The 12,208-nt window shown below is 58.9% G+C and carries 7 protein-coding genes; 6 read left to right on the plus strand and 1 reads right to left on the minus strand.

All coding sequences use genetic code 11. The features are described from left to right. Positions 1–166: 166 nt before the first annotated feature. Positions 167–847 carry a GAF domain-containing protein gene (locus PW789_RS16640; RefSeq protein ID WP_299378660.1) on the plus strand — a complete coding sequence of 227 codons (681 nt, stop codon included), beginning with the start codon at positions 167–169 and terminating at the stop codon, positions 845–847. 136 nt (positions 848–983) lie between these two features. On the opposite strand, the gene PW789_RS16645 is transcribed toward PW789_RS16640, so the two are convergent. Then, positions 984–3,191 carry a hypothetical protein gene (locus PW789_RS16645; protein WP_299378662.1) on the minus strand — a complete coding sequence of 736 codons (2,208 nt, stop codon included), beginning with the start codon at positions 3,189–3,191 and terminating at the stop codon, positions 984–986. Positions 3,192–3,297: 106 nt separating this feature from the next. Here PW789_RS16645 and PW789_RS16650 point away from each other — a divergent pair, with 106 nt between their 5' ends. From PW789_RS16650 to PW789_RS16670, 5 genes are all read left to right on the plus strand, one after another. Further along, positions 3,298–6,771, plus strand: coding sequence for a TonB-dependent receptor (locus PW789_RS16650; protein WP_299378664.1), 3,474 nt, complete (start codon positions 3,298–3,300; stop codon positions 6,769–6,771). A gap of 29 nt (positions 6,772–6,800) precedes the next feature. Next, complete coding sequence (locus PW789_RS16655) at positions 6,801–7,733, plus strand: tyrosine-protein phosphatase (protein WP_299378666.1); 933 nt, start codon at positions 6,801–6,803, stop codon at positions 7,731–7,733. Continuing rightward, a complete protein-coding gene (locus tag PW789_RS16660) occupies positions 7,733–7,876 on the plus strand; it encodes a tyrosine-protein phosphatase (RefSeq protein WP_299378668.1) in 144 nt (47 codons plus the stop codon). The genes PW789_RS16655 and PW789_RS16660 overlap by 1 nt, the downstream gene beginning before the upstream one ends. A gap of 693 nt (positions 7,877–8,569) precedes the next feature. Continuing rightward, positions 8,570–10,963 carry a TonB-dependent receptor gene (locus tag PW789_RS16665; RefSeq protein WP_299378670.1) on the plus strand — a complete coding sequence of 798 codons (2,394 nt, stop codon included), beginning with the start codon at positions 8,570–8,572 and terminating at the stop codon, positions 10,961–10,963. Between the two features lie 21 nt (positions 10,964–10,984). Continuing rightward, positions 10,985–12,148 (plus strand): PepSY domain-containing protein, encoded by a 1,164-nt coding sequence (locus PW789_RS16670; RefSeq protein WP_299378672.1) that lies wholly within the window; start codon positions 10,985–10,987, stop codon positions 12,146–12,148. The last annotated feature ends 60 nt before the right edge of the window (positions 12,149–12,208 follow it).

Below are 12,208 nucleotides of genomic sequence, written 5' to 3' on the forward strand. Positions count from 1 at the left end.
GCTGCTTGCGCGTTTGCTGCAGGAGGCATGACTCGTTTCGCGGATACCATTTCGCGCCCCTTGAAATCATCGACATATGGATGCGCCGGTGATCGTACGGCAATATTCGATATCATTGTGCGGCTTGTTATCTCTATTAATTAATGTAATGGCCTGTGAATGAGATATGACCACAAAAGTTGACGGTACGGCGAGAACGCAGAACCGCAAAGGGGTGGACTTCCTCCATGAGATTGGAAGTCGCCTGGCGGCAGTCGACGAGCTGCATGACGTTTTGAAGCAGAGTGTCGATTTTGTCTCGTCTATCCTGCAGTGCGATTCCTGCTTTATCTATCTTCTCAGGGAACAGCGTTTAATTTTGTGCGCTTCGAAGAATCCGCACGCGGACATTGTCGATGTGCTGGGTATTGAGCAGGGAGAGGGCATTACCGGCTGGGTCGCGGAGCACCTGGAGCCGGTCGCCATTTCCTCGAAGGCGTTCCAGGATTCTCGCTTTAAGATGTTTCCATCTCTCCCTGAAGATCGTTTCGAAGCGTTTCTCTCGGTTCCTGTATTGTGCCGTGGAAAGCTTGTGGGCGTGATCAATGTTCAACACGAGCAACCATATTGCTACTCGGATGAAGACGTCCTGCTGATCTCGACCATTGGGTTTCTGGTGGGCGCTGAGATCGAACGCGCCCGCGGCTGGACGCAGAGAACGCAAAAACTGGCGGCGCAGCTCCAACGGAACAATATTTCAGAATCGCGCGATGAAGATTCTTCTAATCATGCTGAGATGATGCGCAATCACAAAGACAGTTCTTCCGCGAAACAGGTTTTGCAGGCCTTCAAAGACCGGCCTCTCTGATTCGTTCTCGAGCCTCGAGGTGGGCTTATCGATCTCTCGGTTCGAGTTTCTCGATACCGTCATATTCGGTTCAGCTTCTGGTGTTGGGGCTTTGATTCGCGTATCGAACATTTCGCGTCGTAAGAGGCGCGACGAATCAATGGTTTGTCGAAAGGATTGTTGTGTTGTCGTACTGCGTATGCGCAAAGATGAGCATTGCGTCGTCGGGGCTGACGGTAAAGCCGCCGATGGCGCCAGCGGTGGATGGCGCGGTCTCTGTAAGCGTGGCCGCAATCCGTGAGCTCTTCGTCTCCGGATCTACGGCGTAGATGGATGAAGAAGCGGCATTCTCTTGCGAGACCGCGACGTAGACGTTTCTCCGCGTGACCGCGAGGTTGTTATAGAACGTCGCTCGTCCGGGCAGCCGGAAGACTTCTTCCGTCGTGCCGTCGCTCAGGCTGCGTCGCAGGACAACCGGAGAGGTTCCGCCGCTCAGGGTGTACAACCACCTTCCGTCCGGGGAGAGGACGAACCCCATCGTTCCTTCGATGAAAAGAGGTTCCGGATGTTCTGCGCCATCCACAGCGATTCGCCAGATGCGTGGTGTTCCATCGTCGTTGGACGAGAAGTAAAGATATCGGCCGTCAGCGCTGTAGACCGAAGCGATATCGCGGTTCTGTGTGGAGGTCAGCATGCGTGACCTGCGCTGGGCGATATCGTAGATCACGATGTTTGTCATCCCATGCGTACGCAGACTGAAGCTGACTGTTCGCGTGTCCGGAGACCATGATGGAAACAGCACCAGCCCGTTGCCATCAAGATGCGTCAGCTGTTCTGTTGTGGAATCTCTGACGTGATAAAGCCAGAGTTCTCCCCAGCCCGTCTTTGTGCTCACATAAAGCACCGACTGGCCATCGGGTGAGTAGACAGGGCTGGATGCTGTGCTGTCACCGGCAAACAGAGTGTGCAGTTCCATCGGCCTGCCCGGTGTCAGAGGTGTCGACACAAGTTCCGTCACCACTTTTCTATGCCGCACGAGCAGATGATCTTCATTCGAAATGGAGGGATCGGATGCCTCAAAGTCATCACCGGTGACAGGCTCCGGCGTGCCTCCTTCGGCAGCGATTCTCCATAAGCTGAAGCTGAAGGAGTTGTTTCGCTGCGATCCGAAGACGATGGATTTGGAGTCCTGCGACCACGCGATGCCGCGCACGCCATGATTGTCGAAGGTCAGACGGCGCGCGGGTTCGGCCTGTTCTCCTCGAACCGATACGATAAACAGATCGCCCAGACCGCCGCGCCGGAACGCGACCCATTTACTGTCCGGCGAAAACTTCGCTTCCACGTCTCCACTCGAACTTGCGGGGGGAGACGTCAGGAAGCTTCTCTCGCCAGTTGCCGCATTCATTAGAATGATTCGGAGTGGCACTCCGGGGGTGGCCTGTTCCGTTGTCAACAGGTAACGCCCGTCATGCGACCAGTCGAGTGCCGGATGGTCGGACTCTACCTTCCAGAAATTAAGGAATCGCCCCATCGTGCGTTCGTGGTGTGAGGCCACCTGCACCCGCACCACATCGAAGTGATAGAAGTCGGTAAATCGAGCCAGCGCAATCTCTTTCCCATCAGGCGACCATGCCGGTCTCATCTCTTCCTGGGGCGCAGAGGTGAGCTGTACCGGTACGGCGCCGGGGCGCATGTCCTTCAGATAGACATGCAGGTGATGGTCGCGGTCGTCGCGGGACGTAAATGCGATTCGCTTTCCATCGGGCGCCCACACTACGTCCGAAGCATCGCGCGGCATGGTGTCCACCGGTTCCAGAGCCTTCAGCAGCACGGAGCGACGACGGCTTTCCTGCGTAGACCACTTCCACAACAGAACGGACGCGATGGCCAGAACAATCACCGCGGCGGCGAGCCAACGCCATCCAGTGCGGACCGCTGTCTGATTCGGTGAGGCTGGCATTGGAGCGGGTTCTTCGACCGCGACCGTTGGCTCGCTCCGTTGCGTTTCGAGCGGCAGGGATGGCTTTTCAGCTATCGAGCGAAGGATCGATGGTACATAGCCACCCTTCGGCAACTGGATCAGGATCGGATCTTCAGCGCCTACTGTGCGGTAGTACAGCTGCAGCTTTTCGCGAACACGCCGCGCATGCACCCGCACAATGGGGTCGCTCTTGGGATCGTAGTCGACCGCACGCAGAAAGACCTCAATGGCAATGGTCGTCTCTTTCAGGTGCGCTGTGTCGCCGTTCCGCGAGCGATTCACGCAATATTCAAGAAACTGTCGCGACCTCGCTGCTCCGGCAAACGCGGGAGATTGCAGGATGCGCTGTAGCTGCGCGTCGATCTCATCTTCACGAAGCATGGCTAGAGGTTAGTTATGCTGCGTTAACATTTGTTGAATCGGTGTAACCCCTTTTTACCGGTCGATACCGCTACGCCGGCCATCCTTTGCTGCCAGAGTCAAAGGCATGAAGCCCCGCAGTCTGCTGCTACCCCGCAAGCTTTCTCTCTGCCTCGCTCTTGCGATGCTTGTCTCCGCCGGCTCTGCCCTCCTGGCGCAGAGCACCCTGGTCAGCGGACACGTCACGGATTCCGACGGCTCCGCCGTCACCAACGCCGATATCGATATCAGCAGCACCTCCACCAACAAGGTTGAGCTGACGCACTCCAACGCAGACGGCTACTTCCAGTTTCCTCCGCTGGTCCCGGGTAACTACATCCTGCATGCCACCGCGCCCAGCTTTGCCCGCTACACACTCGAAGGCATCAAGCTCGAGGTCGGCAGCTCGCGTTCGCTCAACATCACCCTGTTGCCGGAGACCACCTCTTATAACGTCTCTGTCGCCGCGAGTGCTCCCGAGCTGGTTACGGATCATCCGGATCGCGGCAATGTCATCGAGAGCCAGTTCGTTCAGAACACCCCGCTCAATATCAGGAACCCGCTCCAGCTGGTGAACTTCGCCCAGGGAGTCACGGCTTACAGCAGCGAGTCCGGCAATAACGACCAGAGCCAGGCGTACACCAACACCTTCCGGATCAATGGCTCGAAGCTGGCCACCACCGAAAGCCTGCTGGATGGCGCGGCCAACACGACGCTGTACGATTACAACGCCGCCGCAGCCATCCCGCAGGTCGATGCCATTCAGGAATTCAAGGTACTCACCACGGCGTACGCTCCGGAGTGGGGGCGCACCAGCGGCGGCATCGTCACCTTCGCCACTCGCTCCGGCAGCAATACACTTCACGGCAGTGTCTTCGAGTACCTGCGCAACAGCGTGCTGGACGCCAATGGTTATAACGCCAATGCTGCCGGTTTGAAGAAGCCGCACTTTCAGCGCAACCAGTTCGGTTATGCCTTAGGCGGTCCGGTCCGGCTGCCTCACCTCTACAACGGTGAAAACCGCACCTTCTTCTTCTCGACCTTCGAGGGGCTGCGGCAGAGCCAGGCCGGTTCCTTCCTTGGCACTGTTCCCACCGCGCGCGAACGGCAGGGAGACTTCTCCCAGTCGCGCGACGTCAACGGCAACCAGATTGTCATCTACGATCCGCGCACCACCCGCCTCGACCCTTCCGCGCCTGCCGGGACGACACAGTACATCCGCACGCCCTTTGCCAACAACATGATTCCCGGCTCTGTCATCAATGCCACCGGGCTTGCGCTTCTGTCGTACTATCCGCTGCCAAACCAGGCAGGGCAGGGAGCCAGCACTACCAATAACTACTTTTCGAACGCCACGACCAGCAGCAACCAGAATACCGTCGGCCTGCGCATCGATCACAAGATCAGCGAACACCACTCCATTTACGGCCGCTTCAACTGGTTTCAGCGCAACAATGTGTTTCCCGATCCCTACGGCAACGGCCTTTCGCCTGAGCCCGGCAACCAGCGCCTGCCTGGCTACAACATGATGTTCGACCATACCTGGATTCTCTCCACCAACCTCGTCTTCGAGCATCACTTCGTCTATGCCCACCAGGAGTCCAACCGCGCGCCCACATCGGTCGGCTTCGATCCGACTTCGCTGGGTTTCAACGGCAACGTGGTCGCCGGTCTCTCCTCGACCACCTTCCCGGAGCTGACCGCGACTCGTATCAGCGGCATCGGCCCGCAGGGCGGGCTGGAGAAGGACTACGGCAGCCTCACCGAGTACGCCGCGTCGCTTACGCAGCTCAAGGGTAAGCATTCGCTCAAGTACGGCTTCGACTATCGGACCTTTCCTGTGGGCCTCAACATTGCCCAGCTGGTGACTGTCAGCGCCGCCAGCAACTTTACCGGCGGGCCTAATCCGCAGGCCGCGGCTGGAACGTCAGGAAGCGGTATCGCCGATCTGCTGCTTGGTGCAGCCACCGTCTCCAGCGGCGTCGCTCCCGCGTTCCGTGTGAATCATCCTTATTACGCTATCTACGCGCAGGATGAGTACCATCTGACCCCGCGCCTCACCCTTACCTACGGTCTGCGCTACAACCTCGAGCTTCCCGATCGGGAAGACCACAACCAGTATGTCTATCTCGACCTGACCACGCCGTCGCCGCTCAACGCCAATGTCAGTTCGCTCGGTCAACTTACTGGAGGCCCGGGTTTCGTGGGCACCAACGGGCAGGGTCGGCGCCTGCAGGTCGCGCAGAAAGAGAACTTCGATCCCCGCCTCGGCTTCGCCTATCGCATGGATGACAAGACCGTCGTCCGTGGCGGATTCGGTATCTTCCACGCGCCTCCGGCCAGCCTGGTCAACTCCTCGGCCGGTTTCGCCGTTGTCACCACCTCCAAGTCTGCGCTGGCCGACGGTGTGACGCCGCAGTTCAATCTCAGTAATCCCTTTCCGGCGGGTCTCAACCAGCCTACCGGCAGCTCCCTCGGACTGGACACTCTCGCCGGGCAGAACATCACCGGCGTCATGCGGCAACAGAAGATCAGCTATAGCGAACAGTGGTCCTTCGATGTGCAACGTCAGCTTCCATCGAACATCGTCGTCACGCTCGGCTACGTGGGCAACAATGGCCTCCATCTCTATATTCCCGTCAACTACAACCAGCTGCCTTCCAGCCAGCTAGCGCTCGGCTCCTCGCTGCTTACGACGGTCGCGAATCCGTTTTACGGCGTCATCACCGACCCGACATCTACCCTCAGCGCACCGACGGTTCAGCGTGGGCAGCTGCTGCGTCCACATCCGCAGTTTCAGAACATGACGGCGACCTCGGGTGTGGGCAACTCCACGTATCATGCGCTGCAACTCTCTGTGGAACGCCGCTTCTCGCAGGGACTCGCTCTCCTGTTCACCTACACCCACAGCAAGATGATGGATAACGTCGGCGACTACTTCAACCAGGCGCAGTTTCAGAACACCGACTGCACTCGCTGCGATCGTTCCATCTCGTCGCAGGACCTCACCAACGTCATTCGCCTCAGCGGTCAGTATGAGCTGCCGTTCGGACGCGGCAAGCACTTCTTCAACCAGGGAGCCCTCAGCGATATCTTCGGTGGGTTTACTGTCGGCACCTTCTTCACCTACGACAATGGCCTGCCCATCGCTGTCAGCTCTCCCAACTACTCGAACTCTTTCGGCGGCGGCACCGCGATGCGGCCTGACGTCACCGGCATCTCCACACATGTACCCGGCGGACGCCAGATCCGCAACGGCGGCCTCTATTTCAACCCTGCGGCGTTCACTCCCACGCCGTCCTACCAGTTCGGCAACGCGCCGCGCTTTCTTGCTGACGTCCGCGCGCCAGGCACCACGAACTTCGATATGCTCGCTGCACGCCGCATCCGCCTGCCCGAGCCATTCACTCTCGACTTCCGCATGGAGTTCTTCAACGCCTTCAACCGTGTCCAGTTCGCAGGTCCGAACACCAGCATCGCCTCTTCCAGCTTCGGGCAGATCTTTCTGACTCAGGCCAACACTGCTCGCCAGCTTCAAGCGGGGCTGCGGCTCAGCTTCTAACCATGCGGAAAATTACAAAGGACTCGATCATGCGCTCGAAACTCGCTCTCTGTCTCCTCTCGCTTGCGGCCTCAGCCGCTTACGCCGACGTCACGCAGCTGCAATGCGTGCAGAGCGGCTCTGCCACCTACAAGCTCACCTATACCTTTACCGGAGATACTCACGGCGTGCAGATCTTCGCGGCGGATACCCCCGACGTTCCCACCACAGCAAAGCCGCTCACCCATACGAAGAGCACCAGCATTACCCTCAACGCAGGCAAGCCCGGTCAGCGTATGTACTTTGTACTGAAGGCCGATACGGGTGAGGTTCGTGAGGTGTCCATCCGGCATCTCGATCTCGAAGGCACACCCAACTTCCGCGACATCGGTGGTTATGAGACCGCCGACGGACGCTTCGTTCGCTGGGGACTTTTCTATCGCTCCGGAGTTCTCAGCGGTCTCACTCCGGCCGACCTTCAGTACCTCGCACAGCTTAATATCCGCGTCGTTTGCGACTTTCGCACGAAGGAAGAAAACGATGTCGCTCCCGAAAAATGGGTCGACGATCCCAGCGTCCAGCGTGTGAGCCTTCCTATCGGCAGCGATCCGAATCGCAAAAGCAACAACGTCTCCCTGCAGCAGCTGCTCGCCGGCCATCCCACCGCGGAGCAGCTTCGTGAACGCATGCGCGCCACCTACGGGTCTTTCGTCTTCTCGTCCGGCGATCAGTTCGCAACCCTCTTCAGGCAGGTCAACAACGATCATCTCCCACTGCTTTACCATTGCACGGCCGGCAAGGATCGGACCGGTATCTTTTCCGCTCTCCTGCTGCTGACGCTCGGCGTGCCTGAAAAGACTGTGCTCGAGGACTACGCTCTCACCAACCAGTACCTGCACGATCCGGCGCAGATCAAGAAGATGACGGCGGCAGCGGCAACAGCGCAATCAGCAGCCTCACCCCGGAACAACGCAATGTTCTGATGGTTGCCGATCCCGCCTATCTCGAATCGACGCTGCGACAGATCGACAGCCGCTATGGCTCGTTCGCCAACTATCGCCGCCAGGTGCTCAAGCTCTCCGACGAGGATGTTTCACATCTGCAGCAGAAGCTTCTTCGCAAATAGCAGGGATGGCGGAGCATCCTTTGCCAGTGCGGTTCACGCGGGATGATCCATTGACAGGTCTCTGGCTTGAATCCGAACTCGTCCATCAGCACACCTTTCGGCATAATGGCGGCATCGTGGCCATAAAGCGCTAGTTCGCCAATTGTTTTACCGTTGAGATCTTCCGGCACACCCTGATGCCGCTCGCTTTATTGACGAAGATGGGCGGAGTGCCGGAAGGTGCGGTTTGGGAAGACCGGGATAGCAACGAAGGGCGAGACTGATTCGCCTCGAACTTGATCTTGCCAGCGAAGCGACGAAAGAATCATTTTGATGCGACGCTAAAGCTCCGTTTGGTCGACAGCACCGTCATCAAACAGCCGCTTCACCTTGCTCTGTTAATTGCTGCGACTTCATCAAGCTGGTCATAATCGCCACTGGATTCGGCCGGGAGCACAGGCTGGGACCTCTCGACCATACTGCGTTGCTCTATTCTGCGCGCCGGTTGCGGGTAGGTTCCCCGCATAGAGGACTAAATCTGTCGTATATTGAAGCTATGGCATAAAAGGTCTCCGCAGCAGTCTTTTGGCGAAGCACTGCGAAGACCGAGATCGGCAAGCGAAGGACCGGCAACCGTCTTTTCTAAAGACGTGCTCATGTCTGCCTTCGTTGCTTCAGAAAGGCAGTCACATGAACTTGTTTCACCGAGGGGTTTTGGCCCTGTCCTGTTTTCTCGCTCTTGGAGATTTTTCTGCTTCGGCTGCTCCTGCTCCGGCTGCGTCGATCCGCGCTGAGTTGAGTGGTGTCGTTACTGACGCCTCGGGCGCAGCCGTACCAAACGCCACGGTCTCCATCGAGACGCTGAGTGGGAAGAAGGTCGCGTCAACCGTCACAGATGCCAGCGGCCACTATCGGCTTGAAATCGTTGGGCAGCTTGACCCCCATTATCGTGAAAAGGTAACGGCACAGGGCTTCCGGACGGCGGTAGAGGAGAACCTTTCGCTGTCCGATAACGTAAATCGCGTCCATGACGTTCATCTGAACGTGGGCTCCGCCACAGATGCCGTAACCGTGAATGCCTACGAGACCACGGGCAATGGAGAGATCGGCACGGTCGCCCAGGCGGGTATTCTGGGCACGCTCAGCAAGCAGGACCTGCCCTTCTCCGTGTCGAGTTACACATCGCAACTTGTGCTTGATCAGCAGGCGCAGACCGTCTCGGATGTGCTTCGTAACGAGGTGGGTATTCAGGAATCGAACGGACGGTACTCCGAAAACCAGTACGTCACGTTGCGCGGCTTTGTACTGCCAGTGGGCCAGTCGCTGATCAACGGCATTCCCGGGCTGGTAGACCAACGCAGCCCGTCGATCGAAAACATCGACCGGATCGAAATTTTCAAGGGGCCAAGCTCGTTCCTCAACGGGGCAAGTGCTTACGGCGCGGTGGCCGGAACGGTGAACATGGTTACCAAGCATGCAGGCGATACCCCCTATTACCGCGTCGATGGCGGCTACTCGTCTGCGACTGAGAAGGAGGGCCATCTGGACATGGGCAGGCGCTTCCTGCCGCAGAATGCTCTGGGTGTGCGCCTGACGCTCGGCGGCCGCATGGGTAAAACGCCTGTCGACAACCAGGAGGAGAATGTCGGAGCTGGCGGCCTCGGCGTCGACTACCGTGCGCAGAAGTTCCACGCCAACGTTGACATAAGCGACCAGGCTCGCAGCATGCTTGGATTCCGCGATGCCATCTACGTCTATCCCGGCTTTGATGTTCCCAAGGCTCCGAAGATGACCAGCAACATCTTCGATCATTCCTCCAGCTACACGCATCACCAGCAGATGGCGTTGGCGCAGGGTGGTTACGACTTCAACGATCGCTTTCAGATGTACGGATCGTACGGCTATGCCCACGAGTTGGAGTCGTACCAGGGCCCCGGAGTGGCCTACCTCATTGATGCTCAGGGCGACGTCATCGCGCAGGATCTTACGTTTACCTCGGACATACACACCAACGTCGCCCGCCTTGGCACGCGGCTCAGCACCAATACCGGTCCTATCCATCACGACATCACGCTTGCCGGCGATTATCTCCAGATCGGGTCTGCCTATGCGTACGAATACGGCGACACGCATGACACGAATATCTACAACCCGGTCGCCCTCGCGCCGCTGGTGACTCGTATCGCTGGCCTCAAAGGCGTCCCGGATACCGGCCTCAACCGGCTGTCCAGCATCGCCCTCGCCGATGTCGCCACCGCGCTGCACGGCAAGCTCACGGTCATCGGCGGCCTGCGCGGGCAGTGGATCGGCGTGAAGAATTACGGCTCGATCGCGCGCGGCGCAAACAATACGCCGGACTTCATACCCTGCACGGACAGCTGCAGCTACAACCAGGGCAAGGCCAGCCCATCGGTCGCAGCGATGTACCATCTGCCCAAAGGTCTCTCGGTCTACGGCAACTACATCCAGGACCTGCAGCAGGGTCCTACAGCACCGATCGGTGCAACCAACGTGAATCAGGTCTTCGCGCCCTACGTTGCCACGCAGAAGGAAGTTGGCGCGAAGTATGAGCATCGCTCACTCGAAGCGACCCTCGCCATCTACGAGATTGGCAAGCCCAACGGCGTGCTGAACCCCGTGACAAACGTTTACGGCATCACCGGCAAGCAGCGCAACCGCGGCCTTGAGTTCACCCTCGCAGGCAACATCGTGCGCAGCATCCGTGTGAACGGTGGCCTCAGCCTTCTCGATGCACGCCAGAGAGGCACCGGCGACTCCACCACCGATGGCCAGCGTGCGCAGGGGATTCCGGGAACGCAGAGCACCGTCAACGCAGAGTGGACCGTGCCCCGACTCAAATCGCTGTTCCTCGACGCTCGCGTGACAGCATCGTCAAGACAGTCCGTGGACACGGCAAACACGCAGAGCATCCCCGCATGGGCTCGCCTCGACATCGGAGGTCGCTACGATTTTGAAACCAAGGTGCCCATCTCCCTGCGCGTCAATCTCGACAACGTCACCGGCAACAACTACTACGAGTCCAGCCTCCTCGGTCTCGGCTATGCCGCACCACGTACCGTGCGCGCCTCCGCAGGCGTACGGTTCTAACCGACCAGATGAGGCACAACCGTGAGCTTCTTTGACGACCTCATCCACCACCCGCGCAGGCTATTTCTGCGCCGGGTGGTGTTTCAGGTTCACCTCTGGCTGGGCGTCCTGCTTTCGCTCTACCTTGTGCTCATCTCCCTTTCGGGCGCGCTGCTGGTCTACCATGACACGCTCACCCGGATCACACTTCCATCCGGTTTCTCCACTTACGATTTGGCGCATACTGCCTCCGTCCCTACCGTGATGGAGGCGGCCCAGGCGGCCTTTCCCGGGGCGACGGTGACGTACCTGCATATGCCCTACGCAAGGTTGCCGGTCTTCCAGCTCCAGCTGCGTGATGCGGCAAAGAAGCAGTTCGCGGCTGTGGCCGATCCGCAGACAGGCCGCGTCGTTTTGCTACGACGCACCTGGGTGGACGTGGTGTACGACTTTCACACCGAGCTGCTGCTTGGCTCCTCCCACGGCGTGCAATGGAATGGCGCGGGCGCAGCAGGCCTGCTGATCCTGGCTCTCAGCGGCCTCCTTCTATGGTGGCGCGGACTCAAGACCTGGTGGCACGGCCTGGGCGTCTCACTTCGCCACAAGTGGAGACGCATCAACTACGACCTGCACCATGCCATTGGCCTGTGGACGCTGCTCATCGTCTCCTGGTGGGCGCTCTCGGGCATCTACTTCGCGTGGTACACGCCCTTCACCTCGGCCGTGAATGCCGTTTCGCCACTAGTGGGGATGCGGGAACCAAACGCGGAGCCTTCACCACACGATGACAAGCCAGCCAAGCTCGAGGTCATCCTCGACGCAGCGCAGAAAGCATCGCGGCACGGCAGGTTGACGTATTTTTTTAACCCCAGCCTGTCACAAGGAGAAGAGGTCATTGCCTACATGAACCTTCGAACGCCGGAGGACTTCGGTCACGCCGATATCGTGCGCTTCGACGCCAAGACGGGAACGATTGTGAGCCTCTGGCACTATGGCCAGAACCGCAGCGCGGGTGACTGGTTTCTCTGGGCCATGCAGCCCATCCACTTCGGGACACTCTGGGGACCATGGGTGCGCGCGCTTTGGTGTCTGTTCGGAATCCTGCTCGCCGTCCTCACAATCTCAGGGCTGCTGATGTACTGGAATCGTTACCTGCGATTTCGCTGGCGCTACATGGCCACGCTGCGCACGAAGCTCCCCTCTTAATCTCAGTAGTGAGCAAAAGCTTCATGCGTTACCTCTTTCGGTAGACACTGAGGTCGTTGC

It is taken from the genome of Edaphobacter sp., assembly GCF_028283685.1.
Taxonomy (GTDB): domain Bacteria; phylum Acidobacteriota; class Terriglobia; order Terriglobales; family Acidobacteriaceae; genus Edaphobacter.